At 72.4% G+C, this 23074-nt stretch carries 24 protein-coding genes; 18 read left to right on the top strand and 6 right to left on the bottom strand.

From position 1 onward, the window contains the following. Nucleotides 1–3 precede the first annotated feature (3 nt). The gene (locus tag GFD30_RS02660) at nucleotides 4–1767 is read right to left on the bottom strand and encodes a BCCT family transporter (protein WP_153023656.1); all 1764 of its coding nucleotides are present in this window, start codon (nucleotides 1765–1767) and stop codon (nucleotides 4–6) included. A 97-nt stretch (nucleotides 1768–1864) separates the two neighbouring features. Next, nucleotides 1865–2524 carry a RibD family protein gene (locus tag GFD30_RS02665; RefSeq protein ID WP_153023657.1) on the bottom strand — a complete coding sequence of 220 codons (660 nt, stop codon included), beginning with the start codon at nucleotides 2522–2524 and terminating at the stop codon, nucleotides 1865–1867. Nucleotides 2525–2603: 79 nt separating this feature from the next. Here GFD30_RS02665 and hisI point away from each other — a divergent pair, with 79 nt between their 5' ends. The 17 genes from hisI (at nucleotide 2604) to GFD30_RS02750 (ending at nucleotide 18146) form a co-directional block, all read left to right on the top strand. Next, on the top strand, nucleotides 2604–2939 hold the full coding sequence (gene hisI, locus GFD30_RS02670) for a phosphoribosyl-AMP cyclohydrolase (RefSeq protein WP_322632874.1): 336 nt from the start codon (nucleotides 2604–2606) through the stop codon (nucleotides 2937–2939). Beyond that, nucleotides 2936–3568 carry a Trp biosynthesis-associated membrane protein gene (locus GFD30_RS02675; protein WP_153023659.1) on the top strand — a complete coding sequence of 211 codons (633 nt, stop codon included), beginning with the start codon at nucleotides 2936–2938 and terminating at the stop codon, nucleotides 3566–3568. The genes hisI and GFD30_RS02675 overlap by 4 nt, the downstream gene beginning before the upstream one ends. Next, nucleotides 3565–4371: an indole-3-glycerol phosphate synthase TrpC gene (gene trpC / locus GFD30_RS02680; RefSeq protein WP_322632875.1), complete on the top strand. Its 807-nt coding sequence runs from the start codon at nucleotides 3565–3567 to the stop codon at nucleotides 4369–4371. Before GFD30_RS02675 ends, trpC begins: the two co-directional genes overlap by 4 nt. 68 nt (nucleotides 4372–4439) lie before the next feature. Further along, nucleotides 4440–5633, top strand: coding sequence for a tryptophan synthase subunit beta (gene trpB, locus GFD30_RS02685; protein WP_322632876.1), 1194 nt, complete (start codon nucleotides 4440–4442; stop codon nucleotides 5631–5633). A 3-nt stretch (nucleotides 5634–5636) separates the two neighbouring features. Next, nucleotides 5637–6425: a tryptophan synthase subunit alpha gene (trpA, locus tag GFD30_RS02690; protein WP_153023660.1), complete on the top strand. Its 789-nt coding sequence runs from the start codon at nucleotides 5637–5639 to the stop codon at nucleotides 6423–6425. A gap of 138 nt (nucleotides 6426–6563) precedes the next feature. Then, nucleotides 6564–7613, top strand: coding sequence for a prolipoprotein diacylglyceryl transferase (gene lgt / locus GFD30_RS02695; protein WP_153023661.1), 1050 nt, complete (start codon nucleotides 6564–6566; stop codon nucleotides 7611–7613). A gap of 30 nt (nucleotides 7614–7643) precedes the next feature. Continuing rightward, nucleotides 7644–8798, top strand: a complete 1155-nt coding sequence (locus tag GFD30_RS02700) for an FAD-dependent oxidoreductase (RefSeq protein WP_153023662.1) — start codon at nucleotides 7644–7646, stop codon at nucleotides 8796–8798. 18 nt (nucleotides 8799–8816) lie between these two features. After that, nucleotides 8817–9308 carry a GNAT family N-acetyltransferase gene (locus GFD30_RS02705; protein ID WP_153023663.1) on the top strand — a complete coding sequence of 164 codons (492 nt, stop codon included), beginning with the start codon at nucleotides 8817–8819 and terminating at the stop codon, nucleotides 9306–9308. A 95-nt stretch (nucleotides 9309–9403) separates the two neighbouring features. Continuing rightward, nucleotides 9404–10375, top strand: a complete 972-nt coding sequence (locus GFD30_RS02710) for a hypothetical protein (RefSeq protein WP_153023664.1) — start codon at nucleotides 9404–9406, stop codon at nucleotides 10373–10375. A gap of 38 nt (nucleotides 10376–10413) precedes the next feature. Next, on the top strand, nucleotides 10414–11397 hold the full coding sequence (locus GFD30_RS02715; RefSeq protein WP_153023665.1) for an NAD-dependent epimerase/dehydratase family protein: 984 nt from the start codon (nucleotides 10414–10416) through the stop codon (nucleotides 11395–11397). Further along, nucleotides 11397–12161 (top strand): WecB/TagA/CpsF family glycosyltransferase, encoded by a 765-nt coding sequence (locus tag GFD30_RS02720; protein ID WP_153023666.1) that lies wholly within the window; start codon nucleotides 11397–11399, stop codon nucleotides 12159–12161. The genes GFD30_RS02715 and GFD30_RS02720 overlap by 1 nt, the downstream gene beginning before the upstream one ends. Before the next feature lie 189 nt (nucleotides 12162–12350). Then, a complete protein-coding gene (locus GFD30_RS02725) occupies nucleotides 12351–13112 on the top strand; it encodes a methyltransferase domain-containing protein (protein WP_194201822.1) in 762 nt (253 codons plus the stop codon). A 94-nt stretch (nucleotides 13113–13206) separates the two neighbouring features. Next, complete coding sequence (locus GFD30_RS27750) at nucleotides 13207–14352, top strand: sensor histidine kinase (protein WP_153023667.1); 1146 nt, start codon at nucleotides 13207–13209, stop codon at nucleotides 14350–14352. Next, entirely contained in the window at nucleotides 14349–15011 is a 663-nt protein-coding gene (locus tag GFD30_RS02735; RefSeq protein ID WP_153023668.1) for a response regulator, read from the top strand. Before GFD30_RS27750 ends, GFD30_RS02735 begins: the two co-directional genes overlap by 4 nt. Nucleotides 15012–15095: 84 nt before the next feature. Beyond that, nucleotides 15096–16280: an alkaline phosphatase family protein gene (locus GFD30_RS02740; RefSeq protein WP_153023669.1), complete on the top strand. Its 1185-nt coding sequence runs from the start codon at nucleotides 15096–15098 to the stop codon at nucleotides 16278–16280. Between the two features lie 49 nt (nucleotides 16281–16329). Continuing rightward, nucleotides 16330–17574 (top strand): DNA polymerase IV, encoded by a 1245-nt coding sequence (gene dinB, locus GFD30_RS02745; RefSeq protein ID WP_322632878.1) that lies wholly within the window; start codon nucleotides 16330–16332, stop codon nucleotides 17572–17574. 158 nt (nucleotides 17575–17732) lie between these two features. Further along, nucleotides 17733–18146, top strand: a complete 414-nt coding sequence (locus tag GFD30_RS02750; RefSeq protein ID WP_322632879.1) for a DUF3040 domain-containing protein — start codon at nucleotides 17733–17735, stop codon at nucleotides 18144–18146. Between the two features lie 243 nt (nucleotides 18147–18389). On the opposite strand, the gene GFD30_RS02755 is transcribed toward GFD30_RS02750, so the two are convergent. Both GFD30_RS02755 and lipA read right to left on the bottom strand, forming a co-directional pair. Further along, on the bottom strand, nucleotides 18390–19085 hold the full coding sequence (locus GFD30_RS02755) for a DUF4191 family protein (RefSeq protein WP_153023670.1): 696 nt from the start codon (nucleotides 19083–19085) through the stop codon (nucleotides 18390–18392). Between the two features lie 21 nt (nucleotides 19086–19106). Then, nucleotides 19107–20015 carry a lipoyl synthase gene (lipA, locus tag GFD30_RS02760; protein ID WP_153023798.1) on the bottom strand — a complete coding sequence of 303 codons (909 nt, stop codon included), beginning with the start codon at nucleotides 20013–20015 and terminating at the stop codon, nucleotides 19107–19109. A 156-nt stretch (nucleotides 20016–20171) separates the two neighbouring features. Here lipA and GFD30_RS02765 point away from each other — a divergent pair, with 156 nt between their 5' ends. After that, on the top strand, nucleotides 20172–21008 hold the full coding sequence (locus tag GFD30_RS02765) for a phosphoribosylaminoimidazolesuccinocarboxamide synthase (RefSeq protein WP_322632881.1): 837 nt from the start codon (nucleotides 20172–20174) through the stop codon (nucleotides 21006–21008). Nucleotides 21009–21180: 172 nt separating this feature from the next. Here the strand turns inward: GFD30_RS02765 and GFD30_RS02770 are convergent, their stop codons facing one another. Together GFD30_RS02770 and GFD30_RS02775 are read right to left on the bottom strand one after the other, a co-directional pair. Next, on the bottom strand, nucleotides 21181–22341 hold the full coding sequence (locus GFD30_RS02770) for a sensor histidine kinase (RefSeq protein ID WP_153023671.1): 1161 nt from the start codon (nucleotides 22339–22341) through the stop codon (nucleotides 21181–21183). Further along, entirely contained in the window at nucleotides 22338–23003 is a 666-nt protein-coding gene (locus GFD30_RS02775) for a response regulator (RefSeq protein ID WP_153023672.1), read from the bottom strand. Before GFD30_RS02775 ends, GFD30_RS02770 begins: the two co-directional genes overlap by 4 nt. Between the last annotated feature and the right edge of the window lie 71 nt (nucleotides 23004–23074).

Below are 23074 nucleotides of genomic sequence, written 5' to 3' on the forward strand. Positions count from 1 at the left end.
GTCCTATTCCTCCGTGCCGGTCCGGCGTCCGCCGCCGACCCCGAACTTCATGCGGCCCCGGACCCACGGGTTCTTCGGCGCCGTGCGCGTCTCGACCTCCTCGCCGACGATCCGGCGGATCGCGTCGCGGAAGCCCTTCTGCCGCATGTGGTGCCGCAGCACGTTCGCGGCCGGGTCGGTCATGAGCTCCTTCATGAGCGCCACGCACAGCGCCAGCATGACGATCACGAACGGCAGCGCCACGATGATCGTCGCGTTCTTGAGCCCCTCGAGCCCGCCCGACAGCAGCAGCACCGCCGCGACTCCGCCGATCGTCACGCCCCAGAACACCACCAGCGGCTTCTTCGGCGCCAGCGAGCCGCGGCTCGACAGCGACCCGAGCACGAGCGACGCCGAGTCGGCGCCGGTCACGAAGTAGATCGCCACCAGGACCATCGACAGCCCCGACAGGAGCCCGTACAGCGGCAGCGAGTCCAGCAGCGCGAACAGCGCGTGCTCCTCGCCCTGCGCCAGCGACGCCTCGTAGTCCGCGCTTCCCTTGCCCTGCTTCCACAGTGCGGTCCCGCCGAGGATCGCGAACCACATCGTCGAGGCCGCCGACGGGATGAGCAGCACCCCGACGATGAACTGCCGGATCGTGCGGCCCCGCGAGATCCGCGCGATGAAGGTCCCCACGAACGGCGCCCACGACAGCCACCACGCCCAGTAGAAGATCGTCCACGCCGCCATCCAGTCGGCGCCGCCGAACGCGCCCGTGACGCTCGAGAGGTTCGTCAGGCTCGACAGGTACCCGCCGACCGCGTTCGGCCACGCGTCCAGGATGAACAGGGTCGGGCCCGCGAAGAACACGAACACGATCAGGAACAGCGCCAGCACCACGTTCGTCGTCGACAGCCACTTCACGCCCCGGTGCACGCCCGAGAACGCCGACGCCACGAATGCGGCCGTCAGAGCGCAGATCACGATGATCTCCAGGAACCGCGAATCCTCCACCCCGGCGACGATCTCCAGGCCCACCGCCACCTGCAGCGCCCCCAGACCCAGGCTCGCGGCCGTCCCGAACACGGTCGCGAACACCGCCAGCAGGTCGATCGCCTTCCCCGTCGCCGGGCCCCAGCGCCGCCCGCCGGTGAGCGGCTCGAACGCGTCGCTCAGGTTGTTCCCGCGCTGCCTGCGGAACGTCGAGTAGCCGAGCGCGAGCCCGGCGACCGCGTAGATCGCCCACGGGTGCAGTCCCCAGTGGAAGTACGAGTAGACCAGCGCGCCCTCCTGCAACTGGTCCTCGTAATAGGGCGACGCCGGATTCAGGTGGAGCGGCGGCGGCGCGTCGAAGTAGTGCGAGAGCGGCTCGGCCACCCCGTAGAACATGAGGCCGATGCCCATGCCTGCGGCGAACATCATCGAGATCCACGGCAGCGTCCCGAACTCCGGCTCCTCGTCGGCGCTCACCCCGAGCTTGATGTTCCCGTACCGGCTCGCGGCGATGTAGACCGCCAGCACCAGGAAGATGTTCCCGGCGATGATGAACAGCCACCCGAAGTTCGCGATCACCCAGTTCAGCGCCGCCGTCGAGCCGTCCTCGAACAGCTCGGGGAACACCGCGCCGAACACGATCACCGCGACGATGACGACCGCGCTGGTCCAGAACACGGGCCGGTCCACCGGCAGCGTCGCCTGCCGCTCCTCGGCCTCCAGCGGCCGCTCCGGCGGCGGCGCCTCCGCCGGCGGGCCCTCGTGCGGTTCGGCGGGCGGCTCGCTGGCGGCCATGGCGCGCTCCTCTCCGTCGGGTGCATCGGTTCGCAGGGGGACTGAAGCACACCATAAAGGACTGAACGCCGCAATCCGGCCGATCCGCCCGGACCGCTCAGTCGCGCCGGTACACCAGCAGCGCGATCGACCCGAGCGCCCGCGTCTCCACCAGCCGCAGCGGCCGCTCCGGCGACTGCGGGAACGACGCCGGGTACACGAACCGGGCCCCGCCGCGCTCCCCGAGCAGGAACGGCGCCACCGCCAGGTGCACCTCGTCGACCAGGTCCGCCGACAGGAACGCCGTGTGCACGACCCCGCCGCCCTCCACCAGCAGCCGGCGCACCCCGCGCGCCGACAGGTCCGCCAGCGCCCGCTCCAGGTCCACCTCCCGCTCGGCCGTCGCCACCACCTCCGGCCCGACCGGGCACGACGCGGCCCCCACCTCCGAGGTGTACACGATGACCGGGTCGGCGGTCGCGAACAGCCGCGCCCGCGGATCCAGGTCGCCCGAGGGGGAGAACACCACCCGCAGCGGCGAGGCCCGCTCGCCCTTCGCGAGCCGCCTCCTGCGCCGCTCCTCCGAGCGGACCAGCAGCCTCGGGTCGTCCGCCCGCACCGTCCCGGCGCCGACCGCGATCGCGTCGACGCCCGCGCGGACCGCGTCGACCCGGTCGAAGTCGGCGGCGTTCGAGAGCGCGAGCCGCTCGGACGAGTCGTCGTCGAGGAACCCGTCGAGGCTCACGGCGGCGGAAACGATGACATAAGGGCGCTCCATGGTCCCGAGAATCCCACGATTCACTCCCGGGCGGGCCCGGGTGGCGGGCCGCGGCGCGCTGCGATCACAATCGGTACTCGTGGAAGGTCGAGAAGCGGTCCCAGCGAACCTGACGTACAACGCCGACGGGCTCGTGCCCGCCATCGCGCAGCAGCACGACACCGGCGAAGTGCTCATGCTCGCGTGGATGGACGAGGAGGCGCTGCGGCGCACCCTCGCCACCGGCAAGGCCACGTACTGGTCGCGCAGCCGCGGCGAGTACTGGGTCAAGGGCGAGACCTCCGGGCACCACCAGGCGGTCGTCTCGGTCGCCGTCGACTGCGACGGCGACACCGTGCTCCTCCAGGTGGACCAGACCGGCCCCGCGTGCCACACCGGCACCCGCACCTGCTTCACCGGGAGGGAGATCGCATGAGCGACGACGGCACCGACCGCACCGGCACCGCCGCTGACGGCACCGACGGCGCCGCCGACGCCCGCCCGAGCGGCGACCGCGCCGTTCCCGCCGGCGCCCGCGCCGCCGAGCGCACCCGCGTGCTCCTCGCCGGGACCGTCACCGCCGCGGTCGCGGCCTTCGCCGCCTCCCGCGGCTGGAGCTCGACCGCCGAGACCGGCCACGCCGGGATCACCGCCACCACCGTCCAGTCCGGGACCGACCTCGCCTCGTGGGCGCTGCCGTGCGCGCTCGCCGGCGGGGCCGCGTTCCTGGCGATGCTCGCCACCGGCAACCGCGGCCGCCGCGTCCTCGGCGTCGTCGCCGCCCTCGCGGGCCTCGCGGCCGCCGCCGGCGGCCTCCTCCACCTCACGTCCGGGGCGTGGCCGATCACGCTCGCCGCCGCCGCGCTGGCCCTCGCCGGCGCCGGCGCGTGGACGACCGCCCGGGCCGGCGGCTGGCCCGCCACGGACCGGTACGAGGCGTCCCCTTCAGGGGCCGCCGCCATAGCAGAGGACCCGGTGTCGCTGTGGAACGCCCTCGACTCGGGCCAGGACCCCTCGTCGCCTACTATCACGGCATCGGCGCAGGAGAAAGGACCGCTCAGGTGAACGTACTGGAGCAGATCATCACCGAAGTCCGAGTCGATCTCGAGCGGCGCCAGACCGAGACCCCCATCGAAGTGATCCGCGAGCGCGCCGCGGCCGCGCGCCCGCCGCTCGACGGGTACGCCGCCCTCTCCGGCGGCGGTGTGAGCGTCATCGCGGAAGTGAAGCGGGCCTCGCCCTCGAAGGGCGCGCTCGCCGAGATCCCCGACCCGGCCGTGCTCGCCGCCGAGTACGCCGCCGGCGGCGCCTCGGTCATCAGCGTGCTCACCGAGCAGTCGTACTTCAAAGGCAGCCTGGACGACCTCGACGCCGTGCGCGCGAAGGTCCAGATCCCGGTGCTGCGCAAGGACTTCGTGGTCTCCCCCTACCAGGTCCTGGAGGCGCGCGCCCACGGCGCGGACCTCGTCCTCCTCATCGTGGCCGCGCTCGACCAGGACACGCTCGTGTCCCTGCACGAGCGGATCGAAGGGCTCGGCATGACCGCGCTCGTCGAGGTCCACACCGAGTACGAGGCCGACCGGGCCATGCGCGCAGGCGCCAAAGTCATTGGCGTCAACGCCCGCGACCTGACTACGCTCCAGGTGGACCGCTCGGTGTTCGAGCGGATCGCGCCGGGCCTGCCCCGGGACGTCGTGAAGGTCGCCGAGTCCGGCGTCCGCGGCACCCGCGACCTCATCCGCTACGCGAGCGCCGGCGCCGACGCCGTGCTCGTCGGCGAGGGCGTCGTCAAGCAGAAGAGCCCGCGCGACGCCGTCGCGGAGCTGGTCACCGCCGGGTCGCACCCGGCGACGCCGCGGCCGATCTAGGGCGCGGCCACCGCGCCGTCGAGGCCCGAGCCCGGGCCGAGCGAGTCGAAGAAGGGGAGCGAACCACCGTGCCTAATCCAGATGCCGCCGGCCACTGGGGCGAATTCGGGGGGCGGTTCGTCCCCGAAGCGCTCATCGCCGCCCTCGACGAGCTCGAGGCCGCCCACGCCGCCGCCCTGGCCGACCCCGGGTTCCTCGCGGAGCTCGACCGGCTCGGCCGCGAGTACGGGAACCTGCCGTCGCCGCTGTACTTCGCCGAGCGCCTCTCCGAGGAGGCCGGCGTCGAGGTCTGGCTCAAGCGCGAGGACCTCAACCACACCGGCGCGCACAAGATCCGCAACGTCCTCGGCCAGGCGCTCCTGACCCGGCGCATGGGCAAGTCCCGGATCATCGCCGAGACCGGCGCGGGCCAGCACGGGGTCGCCTCCGCGACCGCCGCGGCCTACTTCGGGCTCGAGTGCACCGTGTACATGGGCGAGGAGGACACCCGCCGGCAGGCCCTGAACGTGGCCCGCATGCGGCTGCTCGGCGCCGAGGTCGTCCCGGTCACGACCGGTTCGCGGACCCTCAAGGACGCGATGAACGAGGCCCTGCGCGAATGGGTCGCCACGGTCGACGACACCCACTACCTGATCGGCTCGGTCGGCGGCCCGCACCCGTTCCCGATGCTCGTGCGCGACTACTGCCGCGGCATCGGCGACGAGGCCCGCGCCCAGTTCCTCGACCGCACCGGGGCCCTCCCCGACGTCGTCGCCGCGTGCGTCGGCGGCGGCTCGAACGCGATGGGCATCTTCACCGCGTTCCTCGACGACCCGTCCGTGAAGCTGTACGGCTTCGAGGCCGGCGGCGACGGGTACGACACCGGCCGCCACGCCGCGACCATCACCGCCGGGCAGATCGGCGTCCTCCACGGCGCCCGCACCTTCGTCCTCCAGAACGAGGACGGCCAGACCATCGAGTCCCACTCGATCTCGGCCGGCCTCGACTACCCGGGCGTCGGCCCCGAGCACGCGCACCTGGCCGCGTCGGGCCGGGCCGCGTACGAGCCGGTCGACGACGCCGAGGCCATGGCCGCCCTGGAGAAGCTCGCCCGCACCGAGGGCATCATCTGCGCGATCGAGTCCGCGCACGGCCTCGCCGGGGCGCTGCGCCTGGCCAAGTCCCTGGAGCCGGGCGCGCGCGTCCTGGTGAACCTCTCGGGCCGCGGCGACAAGGACATGGGCAACGTCGTCGAGTACTACGGGTTCGAGAAGGGCGAGTAGGGCATGAGAGCTGCTGCAGCGTTCGCGAAGACGAAGGCCGAGGGCCGCGCCGCGCTCGTCGGCTACCTCCCGGCCGGGTTCCCGACCCTCGCCGACTCGATCAAGGCCGTCGACATCATGATCGACCACGGCGCCGACATCATCGAGCTCGGCCTGCCGTACTCCGACCCGGTCATGGACGGCCCCGCGATCCAGCGCGCCGCCGACCAGGCGCTCGCGGCCGGGTTCCGCACCAAGCAGGTCTTCGAGGTCACCGAGGCCGTCTCCGGCCGCGTCCCGATCCTCGTGATGACCTACTGGAACCTGGTGGAGCGGTACGGCGTCGACCGGTTCGCGCGCGACTTCAAGGCCGCCGGCGGGGCCGGGCTCATCACGCCCGACCTCATCCCGGACGAGGCCGGCGAGTGGATCGACGCCTCCGACGCGCACGACCTCGACCGGGTGTTCCTCGTCGCCCCGTCGTCCACTGAGGAGCGGATCGCGTCGACCACGGCGGCCTGCCGCGGCTTCGTGTACGCGCAGTCGGTCATGGGCGTCACCGGCGCCCGAGCCGCCACCTCGGCGGTCGCGCCGGAGCTGGTGCGCCGCACGCGGGCCCACACCGACCTGCCGATCGGCGTCGGCCTCGGCGTCCGCTCGGGCGACCAGGCCGCCGAGATCGCGTCCTACGGCGACGCCGTCATCGTCGGATCCGCGATCGTCAACTGCTACCTGGACTCCGAGGACGTCCCGTCGGGCCACCAGCGCCTCGCCGAGCTGACCGCGGACCTCGCCGAAGGCGTCCGCCGCTAAGCCCACCGCCGCCGTCGGGCGGACCGCAGACCCCTGTCCCCCAAAGGGTTCCGCGGTCCGCCGACCGCCGCTGCCGGGCCGTTCCGGCGCGACCCGTTCGGGGCCGTGCCCCGCCGCGGTTGCGCACCCATTAGGTTTATGCCCGTGGACCTTGCTTCAATCCCGAGCCCGTCCGAGTCGGTCTGGCACCTCGGCCCCCTCCCGATCCGCGCCTACGCGCTCTGCTTGATCGCCGGCATCGTCGCCGCCTGCTGGATCGCCGAAGCGCGCATGCGCCGCCGCGGCGCCCCCCAGTGGGCCGTGCTCGACATCGCGGTGTGGGCGGTGCCGTTCGGTATCGCCGGCGGCCGCATCTACCACGTGTTCACCAGTCCCGACGCGTACTTCGGCCCCGACGGCGACCCCTGGCAGGCCCTCGCGGTCTGGAACGGCGGCCTCGGCATCCCCGGCGCGATCCTCCTCGGCGGCGTCGGCGTGTGGCTCGGCTGCCGCCAGCTGAAGCTCCCGTTCACGATGGTCGCCGACGCGATCGTCCCCGGCATCCCCGTCGCCCAGGCGATCGGCCGGCTCGGGAACTGGTTCAACCAGGAGCTGTACGGCAAGCCGCTCGAAGCCTGGTGGGCGCTCCAGATCGACGCCGACATCGTCCGCCGCCACACCCCCGAGTACATCGGGTACACGACCTTCCACCCCGCGTTCCTGTACGAGCTGCTGTGGAACCTCGGGGTGGCGCTCGTCGTCTGGCTCGCCGACCGCCGCGTCAAGTTCGGGGCGGGCCGCGCGGTCGCCCTCTACGTCGTCCTCTACGGCATCGGCCGGTTCTGGATCGAGGGCCTGCGCATCGACGACGCCCAGGCGTTCATGGGGCTGCGCCTCAACCAGTGGACGAGCATCATCGTGGTCGTCCTCGCCGTCGCCTACCTCCTCATCGTCCGCGGCACCCGCCAGGTGTTCGTCCTCGAAGGCGGCGAGCGCATCGCCGTCGCCTGGGACTCCGAGGCCGCCAAGGCCGCCGGGTACGTCGACGGCGCCCTCCCCAAGGGCGTCGAGCTGACCGAGGCCGAGGACGCCGGGAGCGGCGGCACCGAGCACTCCCGTCCCGAAGAGGACGGCGTCGCCGACGAACCGGGCGGCGAACCGGCCGAAGAGACGCGGCCGGGCGCGGGCACGACCCGCGACGACGGCTGACCGACACCGCTTCCCCCCGGGCAGGTGCAGATGCATAACCGTAGAGCCGTAGTCGTCGGCGCCGGCGTCGCCGGGCTCGCCAGCGCGATCGTCCTGGCGAAGCTCGGCTGGCGGGTGGCGCTGCTGGAGCGGCGCGAGCGCCTCAAGGGCGACGACCTCGGCATGATTCTGTGGGCCTCGGGCGTGCGCGCGCTGCGCGCGCTCGGGGTCGACGCGACCCTCGACGCCGCGGGGATCCCCATCGAGCGCTTCGAGATCCGCAACGAGGAGCGCCTGTCCAGCTCGTTCGGCGGCGCCATGCTCGGCGCCGACGACGGCACCCCGTCCGTCATGGTGCACACCGCGATGCTCTACGAGGCGCTGGTGTCGCGCCTGGGCGACCGCGTCGAGGTCCACCCGGCGACGCAGGTCGACCGGATCGACATGGTCGACCTCGCCGCGGGTGACGCGTTCCGCCGCTGGGACGCCGATCTCGTCGTCGCCGCCGACGGCATCGACTCGCCGACCCGCCACCTCATCGCCCCCGGATCGCCCACAGTGGACGCCGGGGTGGTGGCGTTCCGCGGCATCGTCCCCGCCCACCGCGCGCCCGAGCGCAGCGCCGAGGCCGTCGAGATCTACGGCCCCGACCGCCGCCGCTTCGGCTACGGCGACCTCGGCCACGCCGGCGCCTGCTGGTGGGCCACCGTCCCCGGCGGCATGCGCCCCGAATCCCCCCAGATCCAGCACGAGCTCATCAACCGCTGGTTCGCCGACTGGCCCGCCCCCGTCGGCAAGTACATCGCCGCCACCCGCCCCTCCGAACTCACCCAGCAGTCCGTCCGGTACGTCTGGCCCCTGCCCGCACGGCTCAACCAGGCCGTCGGCAACGGCGGGATCGTCCTCATGGGCGACGCCGCCCACGGCGTCGCCCCCGTCCTCGCCCAAGGCGGCAGCCTCGCCCTCGAAGACGCCGTCACCCTCGGCTGGGCCCTGCGCCGCACCCCCGAATCCCTCCCCGAAGCCCTCGCCTCCTACGACCGCGCCCGCCTGCCGCGCCTCAAACGCGTCGCCCGGCTCTCCCGCCGCGTCCACACCATCGCCTCCGGCGGCCGCGGCGTCACCCGCGGCCTCCTCCGCGCCGTCCCCGACTCCTGGGTCCAGAGCCAGGCCGCGTCCCTCGCCGACTGGCAGCCGCCCCGCTGACCCGATACCGTTCACTCCATGCGCATCCGCGACTCCCGCCCCGACGACTGGCCCGCAGTGTGGGCCTTCGCGAAGCCCGTGATCGAGTCCGGCGAGCACTTCGTGTGGGAGCCGGGCACCCCCGAGGACCTCCTGCGCGAGCACTGGATCGGCGAGCGCGAAGCACCCTCCTCCTCATTCGTGGCCGAAGTGGACGGACGCGTCTGCGGCGTCGCCGAGATCCACCCCAACCAGAAGGGACGCGGATCCCACATCGCCAACGCCGGCTTCATGGTCGACCCCGAGGCCCGCGGCAAGGGCATCGGCCGCGCCCTCGGCGAAGCCGCCATCGCCCGCGCCAAAGCCGACGGCTTCACGGCCATGCAGTTCAACGCCGTCGTCGCCACCAACACCGCCGCCGTCGCCCTCTGGCACTCACTCGGCTTCCGGACCCTCGCGCTCCTCCCCGCGACCTTCCGCCACCCCACCGAGGGCCTGGTCGACATGCACCTGATGTTCCGAGAACTCTGAACCGACGGGCACGCCCCTGCCGAGGAACCCCCACCCCGCCCCGCCCGGTCCACGGACCCCCGACCTTGAAGCACCCGAGTAGCATCGCCCTCACCATGAACGAACTGCGCGAGTCGATCCGCTCCCTGGGCGTCGCCGACCCGGAGGCCGCCGTCGCCGTCCACGCCGTCACCGGCGCCGACCCCGCCCTCCTCCCCGCCGGCGGCCTGCCGAAACGGTTCGAGGACATCGCCCCCTGGCTCCGGGCCGAATACCTCACCCCCGGCAGCCCCCACCTCGAACCCGCCGCCGGCCGCGCCGCCGCCCTCCTCGGCGAACCGGTCGACACCGCCGCCGACGACGTCCTCGCCCTCGTCGTCGTCCGCCCCCGCACCCTCCACGACCTGCGCACCGGCACCCGCCTGAGCGAAGCCGACCTCACCGCGCTCCTCCCGCGCCTCGAAGCCGCCGGACTCATCGCCCCCGGACCCAACCCCCTCGAACCCGACAACCCGTTCTGGACCTTCACCGACCGGCTCGCCCGCTTCCACTACGCCGTCCTCCGGCCCCACCTGCCGCGCTGGCGGCGCGGGTACATCACCGAGAAGCTGTGGACGATGAACCGCGCCCGCTTCGACCGGTACGTGGCCCGCCCCGAATTCCTGAACCTCGCCCGCGAATGGGCCCGCGACGCCACCGGCGCCGCCGCGACCACCCGCGTCGTCGTCCCCGACCCCCGGTTCCGGCAGCTCCGGACCCTCGAACTCGCCGCCTGGGACGACCAGGGCGCCCCCGTCGCCCTCGGCACCGTCCGCTGGCGGTTCCGGATGGTCGAGCGCCAGCTCAAACGCCTCCGCTACGTCAAGCGCCTCCTCGGCGACCCGGACGTGCGCCTCTACTGCGTCGCCTCCCGCTTCGAACCGGCCATCACCGCCGACCCCGACCCGGCCCTGACAGCCGTCACCCCCGAGCGGCTCCTCGAGCACGCCCCCGAACCGGCCGCCGGGACAAAGCCGGAAACCGCGCCTGAGCGTGACTTACACCCCATTTCCCGGCTGGTGGGCGGGGAAACGCGACGGGTAGGCTGAAGACCTTCTTCCCCGTACCCGGAATTCGAGGAGTGACGATGGCGGCAAGCGTGGACGCGGTAGTGGCGGGAGCCGGTGGATTCATCGGCGGACACCTGGTGGCGAGCCTCCTCGCCGAAGGCAAGACCGTCCGGGCCGTCGACGTGAAGCCCCTCGACGAGTGGTACCAGGTCCACCCCGAGACCGAGAACCTCCAGCGCGACCTCGCCGACCTCGCCAACTGCCGCGAAGCCGTCGGCGACGGCGCCGCCGAGGTCTACAACCTCGCCTGCAACATGGGCGGCATGGGCTTCATCGAGAACAACAAGGCCCTGTGCATGCTCTCGGTCCTCCCCTCCACCCACATGCTCCAGGCCGCCAACGACGCCGAGGTCGGCCGGTTCTTCTACTCGTCCTCCGCGTGCGTCTACGCCGGGTACAAGCAGACCGAGGCGAACATCGCCCCCCTCAAGGAAGAGGACGCCTACCCCGCCGACGCCGAGGACGGCTACGGCTGGGAGAAGCTGTTCTCCGAGCGCATGTGCCGCCACTTCCGCGAGGACTTCGGCCTCGAGACCCGCATCGCCCGCTACCACAACATCTACGGGCCCGTCGGCACCTGGGACGGCGGCCGCGAGAAGGCCCCCGCCGCCACCTGCCGCAAGATCGCGGTCGCCGCGCTCACCGGCCAGAAGGAAGTCGAGATCTGGGGCGACGGCGAGCAGACCCGCTCGTTCACCTACATCGACGACTGCGTCCACGGCACCAAGATGCTCACCCGCGGCGACGTCACCGAGCCGCTCAACCTCGGCTCCTCCGAGCTGACCACCATCAACAACCTGTACTACCTGGTCGCCGACATCGCCGGCATCGACATCGAGCTCAAGCACGTCGAAGGCGCGCTGGGCGTGCGCGGCCGCAACTCCGACAACACCCTCATCCAGAAGTACTACGGCTGGGAGCCGTCGATCTCCCTCCGCGAAGGCATGGCGAAGACCTACGCGTGGGTCTACGACCAGGTCAAGGCCAAGTACAACCTCTGATGGCCGACCCGAAGCTCCGCCGCGTCGACGTCCTCGGCGTCGGCGTCTCCACCGTCGACCAGCCGATGGCCCTCGCCGAGATCACCCGCTGGGTCGAGACCGGCGAGCGCCACTACGTGTGCGTCACCGGCGTCCACGGCGTCATGGAGTCCCAGCGCGACCCCGAACTCCTCGCCATCCACAACGCCTCCGGGCTCACCACGCCCGACGGCATGCCGATGGTGTGGGCCGGCCGCAAAGCCGGCGCCGAGTGGATGGACCGCGTCTACGGACCCGACCTGATGCTCAACGTCCTCACTCGCGCCGCCGAACGCGGCTGGTCCTCGTTCCTCTACGGCGGCAAGGAAGGCGTACCCGAGCTCCTCGCCGAGAAGCTCGCCGAGCGCATCCCCGGCGTCAAGTTCGCCGGCATGTACTCGCCGCCGTTCCGGCCCCTCACCGAGGCCGAGGACGCCGAGATCGTCAAGCGCATCAACGACTCCGGCGCGCAGCTCGTCTGGGTCGGCCTGTCGACCCCCAAGCAGGAGCGGTGGATGGCCGCCCACCGCGACCGCCTCGACGCCCCCGCCCTGTTCGGCGTCGGCGCCGCCTTCGACTTCCACGCCGGACTCGTCCCGCAGGCCCCGCCCTGGATGCAGCGCAACGGCCTCGAATGGTTCTACCGGCTCACGAAGGAGCCCAAGCGCCTGTGGCGCCGCTACTTCCGGAACAACCCGGCGTACCTGCGCGAGATCCGCAAACGCCCCCCGTTCCTGCGCGATTGAGCGAATCCTTCGAGCGCCGCCCGGCCCCTCAGGGGACCCGGGCGGCGCTTCGGTGTCGTACCCCGCTGTCAGGGTTGGAACCGGGGGCCCGTCGATGTCCGATTTGCAGGGAACCTCCGTTCACCTTCCCGCCCGCTCCGCTCGCCGCCCTCCTGGCCCGTCCTGCGCAGCGGCGCTAGGCTGTGCCGCATGGTCGACAACATGCCCAAAGAGAGCGCCAAGACGCACCGCCACCCCCGCGTCGCCGTCGTGTGGTCCGTCCTGTCGGCCGAGATCGAACGCTTCGCCGCCGGCCGGGGCGCGACCATGCGCATCCTCGACGTCGGCGGCGGCTCCGGCGGCTTCGCCGTCCCCCTCGCCGAACTCGGCCACGACGTCACCGTCGTCGAACCCAGCGCCGACGCCCTCGCCTCCCTGCGCCGCCGCGCCGCCGACGCCGGCGTCACCGACCGCGTCACGGCCGTCCAGGCCGACGCCGACGAACTCCCCGACGTCGCCGAACCCGGCTCCGCCGACCTCGTCCTGTGCCACTCCGTCCTCGAGATGGTCGACTACCCCGACATCGCCCTCGACGCGCTCGCGAAGGTCTGCGCGCCCGGCGGCGCCGTCAGCGTCCTCGTCGCCAACCGCATCGCCGCCGTCCTCGCCAAGGCCCTCTCCGGCCAGTTCACGACCGCGCTCGACCTGCTCCACCACGTCGACGGCGTCGCCGAAGGCCGCGACACCATCAAGCGCCGCTTCGAGACCGCCACCCTCACCGCACTCGTCGGCGGCTCCGGCCTGGTCACCGAGCAGGTCCACGGCGTCGGCGTCGTCGGCGACCTCATCCAGAACCCCGAGACCGCCGGCGGCGAGGCCCTCCGCGAGTTCGAACTCGCCACCGCCTCCCGCGTCCCCTTCCGCGACATGGCCACCAACATCCACCTCCTCGCCCGCAAACCCATGCGCTGACGGCCCCCTGACCGGCGCGTACGTCGAGGAGCGTAGACCCGATTACGCCGCCGGGCCTACGCCGCCGCCGCCCCCGGACCGTAGCCTTGAGCGCGTGAGCACCACATACGCGACCCGGCGCCGCCTCCCGGCACCCGTCTTCGACATCGGCCTGGCGGCCCTCCTCGCCCTGGCCGCCTCCGGCGGGACCGTCGGCGCCAACGACGGCGTCGCACCCGAACCGGTCGCGTTCGCGCTCATCTGGGCCATGGCCGCGTTCCTCGCCGTCAGGCGCCTCTCACCCGAGGCCGCGCTCGCCGGCACCATGGCCGCCCTCTCCGCCTACCTGTACCTCGACCAGCCCCCCGGACCGGTCTTCATGCTCCCGGCCGTCGCCGTGTTCTTCTACGCGTTCACCCGGTCCGTCCGCACCACCGCGATCGTCCTCGCCGCCGTGTACGTCTACACCCTCGCGTTCCACCAGCTCATCGGCGACGGCATGCACCTGTGGTTCGCGGCGGGCGTCGCCCTCGTCTGGCTCGGCGTCCCCGCCGCGGGCGGCCGGATCGTCCGCGAGGCCCGCCGGGCCCGCGCCCGCGAACGCGAAGCCGAACGCGAACGCTACCGCGCCGACGAGCGCGTCGAGATGGCCCGCGAGATCCACGACGTCGTCGGCCACAGCCTCGCCGTCGTCTCCATGAACGCCGGCGTCGCCCTCCACATGGCCGAGAAGCACCCCGGCACCCCCGACGCGGTCGTCGAGAACCTCAGGGCCATCCGCGAAGCTTCCAACCGGGCTCTCCAGGACCTGCGCGCCACCCTCGCACCGCTGCGCCAGGGCCAGCCGCCCGAACTGCGGCCCACCGGCGCCGTCGCCGACATCGCCGCGCTCGTCGACGGCGTCCGCAAAGGCGGCCTCGCCGTCGAGTACACCCTCAGCGGCGACCCCGACCTCGTCCCCGTCAACGTCGCCGCCACCGCCTACCGGGTCGTCCAGGAGTCCCTCACCAACGTCATCCGCCACGCCGAGGCCGCGAAAGCCACCGTGCAGGTCGCCTGCGACCCCGCCGCGCTGCGCGTCACGGTCCTCGACGACGGACGCGGCGGCCCCCTCGACCCCGACCGGATGGGCCAGGGCGTCACCGGCATGATGGAGCGGGTCCAAGCCGGCGGCGGCACCTTCACGGCCGCCCCACGGCCCGGCGGCGGCTTCGCCGTCAAAGCCCACATCCCTTACGACCGTAAGGAAGCAAGCCGATGATCGACCTCGTGATCGCCGACGACCAGAGCCTCATCAGAATGGCCCTGCGCAACCTCTACAAGGACGAGGACGACATCCGCGTCGCCGCCGAGGCCGCCGACGGCCGCGAAGCATGGGAGGTCATCCGCCGCATCAAACCCGACGTCGCCCTCCTCGACATCCGCATGCCCGGTCTCGACGGCCTCGAAGTGCTCCGCCGCATCGGCAAAGACCCGTCGCTCGCCGGCACCCGCGTCGTCATGATCACCACGTTCGAGATCGACGAGTACATCTTCGAGGCCCTCTCCGGCGGCGCGGCCGGGTTCATCATGAAGGACGCCCCGCCCGAAGACCTCCTGCGCGCCGTCCGCCTCGCCGCCGCCGGCGACTCCCTCCTCAGCCCCGACGTCACCCGCAAGGTCATCGACGCCTACGCCGAACGCGGCACCGGCGCCGCCCGCCCCCACCCCAACCTCGGCGACCTCACCGAACGCGAGCAGGAGATCCTCCGCTGGGTCGCCACCGGCCTCACCAACGACGAGATCGGCGAGCGCCTGTTCATCAGCCCCGCCACCGTCCGCACCCATGTCGGCAAGCTCCTCGCCAAACTCGGCGCCCGCGACCGCGCCGGCCTCGTCGCCATCGCCTACCGCTCCGGCCTCGACATCCCCGAGACCTGACCCCGCCCCCGCACCAAGCGCCCCGAACCCGCCGCAAGGCGGATCCTCTGGCCGAAACGGCACGCCACCGGCTAGCCTCGGGCCATGCCTTCGAGCCCGTACCTGGCGGACGCCCGGCCCGCCTACGGCACCGGCACCCTCGCCGATGTCATGCCCACCGCCCTCGCGGCCCTGGGCGTCCCCCAGCGCGACGACAGCCCCGCGGTCCTCCTGCGCACGCTCGGAAGCCCGGGCGAACTCGACGGCGTCCGCCGCATCGCCGTCCTCCTCCTCGACGGCTTCGGCTACCACCTCCTCGGCCAGGCCGCCCAGGCCAGCGCCACCGTCGGCGCCGTCCACCACGGCGAACTCGGCACCCTCACCCCCATCACGGCGACCGTCCCGTCCTCCACCCCGATCAGCCTCGCCTCCCTCGCCTGCGGCCTCCCGCCCGGCCAGCACGGCATCATCGGCTTCACCGTCCGCGTCCCCGACACCGGCGACCTCGTCACCCACATCCGCTGGGACGGCTCCCGCCCCGACCCCGAGACCTGGCAGCCCGAGCCGACCGCGTTCGAACGCGCCACCGCCGACGGCGTCGCCTGCACGATCGTCTCGAACGGGGCCTTCCGCGACACCGGCCTCACCCGCGCGATCTACCGCGGCGCCGACTGGCTCCCGGCCACGAGCCCCCGCGAGGTCGCCGAAGGCACCGTCGCCGCGCTGGCCCGCGGCGACCGGAGCCTCGTGTACGCGTACCTGCCCGACGTGGACACCGCCGGGCACTTCCACGGCGTGGGCTCTCCGGACTGGCTCGAAGCGGTCGCCGAGGTCAGCGAGGCGCTCGACGGGATCCTCGCGGGCCTGCCGCGCGACGCGGCCCTGTTCGTGACCGCCGACCACGGCATGGTCAACGTGACCGACCGCCTGCACGTGGACCAGCGGCCCGACCTGCTCGAAGGGGTCGATTCGGTCGCCGGGGACGGGCGCATGCGGTACCTGTACGCGCTGCCGGGCGCGCTCGACGACGTGCGAGCGGCCTGGTCCGCCGCGGTCGGGGACCGCGCCGAGCTCATCGACCGCGACGAGGCGGTCGACCGCGGCTGGTTCGGCCCGAAGGTCACCGACGCCAGCCGCGAGCGCATCGGCGACCTGGTCGTGGCCTGCAAGGGCACCTTCGCGGTCGTGGGCGTCGAGGGCGAGCCGCCGCACGTGGCCCGCCTGATCGGCCAGCACGGCGGCCTGACGGCCGCGGAGATGGCCGTCCCGCTCTGGACCTACCGGGCTTGAGGGGGCCGCGGCCCCGGGGAGTGTCGGCTCCGGTGGATACGCTTCGCGTGTGAACGGGGATCTCAGCCGGTTCATCGGGCCCGACCTGCCCGATGAGGGAACCGACATCGCGCACGTCGACATGGACGCGTTCTTCGCGTCCGTCGAGGTCGCGCGCGACCCCTCGCTGCGTGGCAAGCCCGTGATCGTCGCCGGGCTCGGGCCGCGCGGGGTGGTCGCCGCCGCCTCGTACGAGGCCCGCGAGTACGGGGTGCACTCGGCGCTGCCGACGGCGATCGCGCGCCGCCGCTGCCCGCACGGCGTGTTCATGACCCCGACGACCTCCTACGGCGAGGTCTCGCGCCAGATCATGGCGATCTTCCGCGAGTACACCCCGCACGTCCAGCCGATCTCGGTCGACGAGGCGTTCCTCGACCTCGCCGGGGCCCGGCGCCTCATCGGATCGCCCGTCGAGATCGCCCGCGCCATCCGCGAGCGCGTCCGCGCCGAGCACGGCATCACCTGCACCGTCGGGATCGCCTCCACGAAATTCTTGGCGAAGCTCGCCTCCGAGGCGTCCAAGCCCGACGGCCTCGGCGTCGTCGCCCGCGCGACCGAGCTCGAATTCCTCCACCGCCTGCCGATCCGCGCGGTGTGGGGGATCGGCGAGAAGACCGCCGAGAAGCTCATGCGCCTCGGCATGCGCACCGTCGGCGATCTCGCACGCCTGGACGTCGACAGCCTCGCGGCCTCGGTCGGCACGGCCAGTGCCGAACACCTGTACGCGCTCTCGCGCAACATCGACCCCCGGCCGGTCCGGCCGGAGCGGGTCGAGAAGTCCATCAGCAACGAGACCACGTTCGGGCACGACGCGCCCGACGGCGCCGTGTGGGGGCCGGTGCTGCTGGAGCTGTCCCGGAAGGTCGCGTCCCGGGCCCGCGCGGCGGGCTGGGCCGGGCGCGGGGTCACCGTGAAGATCCGCTTCGGGGACTTCCGCACCATCACGCGCTCGCGGATGCTCGCCGCGCCCACCGACGTGGGCCGGGAGATCTACGAGGCGGCCCGGGAGATGGCCGACGCGGCCGCGACGGCGCCGGTCCGGCTCATCGGCGTGAAGCTCGACCACCTCGTGGAGTCGGCCGCGGTCGGCCGCCAGGTCGCCCTCGGGGAGCCTGAACACGGTTGGCGCGACATCGAAGCGGTGATGGACAAGGCCACGGAGAAGTTCGGGAAGGGGGCCGTCCGGTCGGCCGCGCGACTCGCCCGCCGGGACTCGCGTGTAGACACCCGCGATCCTGGGAACCCGGCCAGGTGAGCGCCGCCGCACTGAGGGTCCCCGCCTGGGGATCACGAGGCCAGAACGGACCGATTCAAGGACGAACTGCCTTCCGCCTCGGGCGAAAGCCTCGTAGACTTGGACTTACAACACCGGGCCTTGCAGGGGCCCGTCGAGACTAGTGCAGGAGGAGTGTCGTGCCGCTCTCCGACCACGAGCAACGTCTGTTCGAGCAAATCGAGCAGTCCTTGTCTGAAGACCCGCAGTTCGCCAATGCGGTGCGCGCCCACGACCCGGCGCATGTGACCCGGCGTCGGTTGATCCTGGCCGGGATCGTCACGGTCGTCGGGATCGCCGTCGTCATCGGCACGGTCATCGCCGGCGGCGACGCGGCGATGTGGGGCGCCCCGATCGGCGCCGTCCTCATGTTCGGCGGTCTCATCCTGGGCCTGTGGGCCCAGCGACGCGGCACGAACGTGAAGCTCAAGGCCGTCGACGGCAAGGCCACACGGACCACGGGGAGTGGTTCGAAGGGCGCCAAGCCCGGCGGCTTCACCTCTCGCATGGAGGAGCGGTGGCGCCGCCGCCGCGACAACGGCGACATCTTCTGACCTGCATCAGCGCACGCACGCGAGCGACGGGCCACGCCTGAACGGCGGGCCCGTCTTCGCATGCCCGCGGCACCGCCGCGACCGCGGCAAGGGCATTCCACGGCAAGGGCATTCCAATGTAGGGCGTTCCAACGGCCCGGCCGCGAAGCGGCTACCGCGATCCTGACGCGGACGCGGCCTCGATCAGCACGCGCAACGGCCCGGCGGGGAGTCCCGCCGGGCCGTTCGCCTGTCCTGCGCTTCCTAGCGTCCGCGGAGCATCGCGCGCCGGGCCGCGCGGCCCTGGTTGACGCTGGTCGGGATGGGGCCCTTCGGGATCGCCATGCCGACGCCGAGCGCGTCGAGGCGCTTGGCGATGTGGTTCGCGGTCTTGGAGTCGATGTTCTTCGGCAGCTTCATGAGGCGCTTGCGGACCTCGGTCACCGAGAAGTCGTCGCCCTGGCCCTCGCCGACCAGGAACGTGTACACCGGCGTCGACCCGACCACGCGGGCGATCCGCTTCTTCTCCTGGCCGAGCAGCTTGCGGGTCTTCCCGCCGCCCTCGCCCAGGAGGACCACGCCGGCCTTGCCGACCGCGCGGTGCACCATCTGGGTCTCCGAGAGGGCCGCGACGCCGGGCGTCACGGTCCAGCCGCGGATGCCGTCGATGAGCGCGTACGCCGCACCCGGCTTGCCGACCGCCTCCTGGTTCACCACCTTGCTCGTGCGCATGTTCAGTACGACCAGGCCGGCCAGCAGCGCCACGAACACGGCGGAGATGTACCACAGCAGCGAGAACCGCGCGAACACGACCAGCGCGGTGACGATGACGAACGGCAGCAGGATCGCGGCGGCCTCCAACGGCAGGAACAGCTTGTCCCGCTGGTTGGTGAACTTGATCGCCATCCCGATCGTCTTCAGGCGCGACCCGAACGTCTCTTTTTCCTGCTGCTTTGCCATGGGTTCGATTCTACCGGCGGGTTACGCGAGGGCGTCGCTCCGGGCTTCGATCGCCTGTCGGTACAGGCGCCCGGCCCGGTACGAGGAGCGCACGAGCGGGCCGCTCATGACCCCGGCGAAGCCGATCTCCTCGGCCTCGGCCGACAGCTCCACGAACTCCTCGGGCTTGACCCAGCGGTCCACCGGGTGGTGGCGCTTGGTCGGACGCAGGTACTGCGTGATCGTGATGAGCTCGCACCCGGCCGCGTGCAGGTCCTTCAGCGCCTGCGAGACCTCCTCGCGGGTCTCGCCCATGCCGAGGATCAGGTTCGACTTGGTGACCAGCCCGGCCTCGCGGGCCTTCGTGATCACCTCGAGCGACCGCTCGTAGCGGAACGCGGGGCGGATGCGCTTGAAGATGCGCGGCACCGTCTCGACGTTGTGCGCGAGCACCTCGGGACGGGACGAGAAGACCTCGGCGAGCTGGTCGGGCTCGGCGTTGAAGTCGGGGATGAGCAGCTCGACGCCGCAGCCGGGGATCGCCGCGTGGATCTGGCGGACGGTCTCGGCGTAGAGCCACGCGCCGCCGTCGTCCAGGTCGTCGCGGGCGACACCGGTGACCGTGGCGTACTTCAAGCCCATCGTCTTGACCGACTCGGCGACCTTCATCGGCTCGAGCCGGTCGAGCGGGCCGGGCTTGCCGGTGTCGATCTGGCAGAAGTCGCACCGGCGCGTGCACTGGGAGCCGCCGATGAGGAACGTCGCCTCCCGGTCCTCCCAGCACTCGTAGATGTTGGGGCACCCGGCTTCTTGGCAGACCGTGTGCAGCCCCTCGCTCTTGACGAGGCCCCGCAGCTCGGTGTACTCGGGTCCGGTCTTGGCCTTGACCTTGATCCAGGAGGGTTTCTTCTCGATCGGGGTCTCGGCGTTGCGCACTTCGAGGCGCAGCATCCGGCGTCCTTCAGGCTGTACGGAAGTCACGGCACCAGCGTACGCCGCGGCGCCGCGGGGCGGCAGGTGTCGCTCGGCACAGCGGCGCCGCGCGCCAGACGTAGGATGACGTTCCCGCTGGTCTAATGGGCCCGTACACCAAGTGGGGGAGCAGCAGTGGAACTCATTCACCAGGGCAAGGTCCGCGACGTCTACGCCGACGGCCCGGACCTGATCCTCGTCGCGTCCAACCGCGTCAGCGTCTTCGACGTCATCCTCCCCACCGAGATCCCGGGCAAGGGCGCGCTCCTGACCGCGCTGAGCCTGTGGTGGTTCGAGCGGCTCGCCGACATCGTCCCCAACCACGTCGTCTCCGCCGAGGACGTGCCCGCCGAGTTCGCCGGCCGCGCCGTCCGCGTCAAGCGCCTCGACATGGTCAAGGTCGAAGCGGTCGTCCGCGGCTACCTCACCGGCTCGGGCCTCGCCGACTACCGCGAGACCGGCGCCGTCTGCGGCATCGCGCTCCCGGCCGGGCTCGAGGACGGCTCCCGCCTGCCCGAGCCGATCTTCACCCCGACCACGAAGGCCGACGTCGGCGAGCACGACGAGCCCGAGACGTTCGAGCAGACCGCCGCCCGCCTCGGCCCCGACCTCGCCGGCCGCGTCCGCGACCTCACCCTCGAGGTGTACCGGCGCGGCTCCGAGATCGCGCTCGCCAAGGGCATCATCATCGCCGACACGAAACTCGAGTTCGGCCTCGACGAGGACGGCGTCCTCACCCTCGCCGACGAGGTCCTCACCTCCGACTCCTCCCGCTTCTGGGACGCCGCCGCCTGGAAGCCCGGCCGGACGCAGCCGTCCTTCGACAAGCAGTTCGTGCGCGACTGGGCCATCTCCACCGGCTGGCGCCCCGACGACCCGGAGGCCCCCGAGATCCCCGAGCACATCGTCGAGGCCACGCGCGACCGCTACATCGAGGCGTACGAGCTCCTCACCGGCCGGCGCTGGTCCTAGCCCGCCCGGATTCTCAGGCAGGTCGTAGGCCTGTCCTGAACACCGGACCGGTCGTCCTCCGCCCGTCTGCGCGCTCGGCGGGCGCTGCCGAACGACCCGCTCACCGCACCGGTAGCCGGGTCGCCCGGCGCCTTGCGAGCGAACGGACTCGAGACCCACTCTCCCACCGGCCCTAGCCGCCCGCCGGCGGCAGCGTGAGGCGCAGCCGCCAGCCGCCGTCCCCGTCGGGCCCGTACTCGATCTCGCCGTCCAGCAGCTCGGCCCGCTGCCGCAGGCCCAGCAGCCCCACGCCGGAGCTCGGCAGCTCCACGACCGGCCGCGTCGCCCGCGTGTTCGCGACCTCCACGACCACCGAGCGGCCCGCGGCCGCCAGCCGCACCGACGTCGTCGCGCCCGGCGCGTGCTTGCGGACGTTCGTCAACGCCTCCTGCACCGTCCGGTACACCGCCCGCTGCGCCGGCGGGTCGAGCTCGGGCAGCGGACCGATCTCCAGCCGCGCGTCGATCCCCGAGCCCTCGACGAGCCGCTCGAGCTGCGCGATCGACGGCTGCGGCACCGGCTCCTCCCGACGGCGCCCGCTCGCGTGCAGCACCCGCACCATCTGCCGCAGCTCTTCCAAGGTCGTCACGCTCACCTCCCGGATGGCCTCCGCGGTCGTCCGCGTCCGCGCGTCCGGCGCCTGCAGCTCCAGCGCCCCGGCCTGCACCGCGATCAGGCTCACCTGGTGCGATACGACGTCGTGCATCTCCCGGGCGAGCTGCGCCCGCTCCGCCGCCAGCGCCTGCTGCGTCAGCAGCCGCTGCTCGTGCTCCCGGGCCTCGCCGATCTCCACGAGCCGGCCGGCCAGGCGCCGGCGCGTGAGCCGGCTGTACCCGAACAGCGTCGGCACCGCCGCCATCGCCACGTAGTACAGCGACGCGCGCAGGAAATGCCCGAGCGGCGAGACGAACTCCGGCAGGTACGCCACCGCCTCGTCGAACGGCGCCCGCCACTCGCCCAGAAACAGGTAGTGCAGCTGCATGCCCTGGAACACGAAGCAGACCGCGAGCATCGCCGTCGCGGCAATCGGCTTCCACGGCCGGCGGGCGGTGCTGGTGAGCGTGTAGAGCGCGATCATCGACGCGACCTTCTCGAACACCAGGAACGCCGCGGGGAGCGTCACCAGGAACACCAGGAATGGGTACCGCCTGCGCAGCAGCAGCGCCGCGACGCCGGCGATCGCGAACCCCGCGACCGGCTGGTTGTCCATGTCGATCACGAGCGCGAGGTGGACGACCGCGACCAGCATGACGCCGGCGTCCCAGGCCCACTGCGGGATCTGCGGCAGCTTCATCGCGTCCCGCGGTCCCCGGGCCCGTCCAGCAGCGCGGACCGCTCCGCGATGAGCGCCGCCTGGACCCGGTTCGACACCTCCAGCTTCGCGAAGATCGAGCTGACGTGGTCCTTGACGGTGCCGACGCCGAGGAACAGCTCTGCCGAGATCTCGCCGTTCGAGCGGCCCTCCGCGAGCAGGACCAGGATGTCCCGCTCCCGCTCGGTCAGCCGCTCCAGCCGCGGATCGGGCTCGGGGGCGCGGGCGGCCTCGAGGTACTTCGCGACGATCGAGCGCGTCACCTGCCCCGACAGCGCCGACCCCTCGGTGACCAGCGCCCGCACCTGGTGGATGAGGTGGGTCGGCTTGGTGTCCTTCAACAGGTAGCCGGCGGCGCCGAGGCGCAGCGCCGCGTCCACGTACTCGTCGGAGCCGAAGGTGGTGAGCACCGCGACCGCGGGCGGGCGCGACAGCTCCCGCATGCGCCGCAGGATCGTGAGGCCGTCGATGTCGGCCATGCGGATGTCGAGCAGGACCACGTCGGGGCGGAGCGCGACGATCCGGTCGAACGCGTCGCCGCCGGAGACGGCGTCGACCACCTCGATGTCGTCGGCGGTCCCGAGGATGTGGGTGAATCCGGACCGGATCAGAGCCTCGTCGTCGACGATGAGGACGCGGATCATGAGGCGCCTCCTCTCCTGTATGGGGCTTGTACGGGTCGGGGCCTGCCGGGAATACACCCCGGGCGGCACCA

This window comes from Glycomyces albidus (genome assembly GCF_009451885.1).
In the GTDB taxonomy this organism is placed as follows: Bacteria; Actinomycetota; Actinomycetes; order Mycobacteriales; family Micromonosporaceae; genus Glycomyces; species Glycomyces albidus.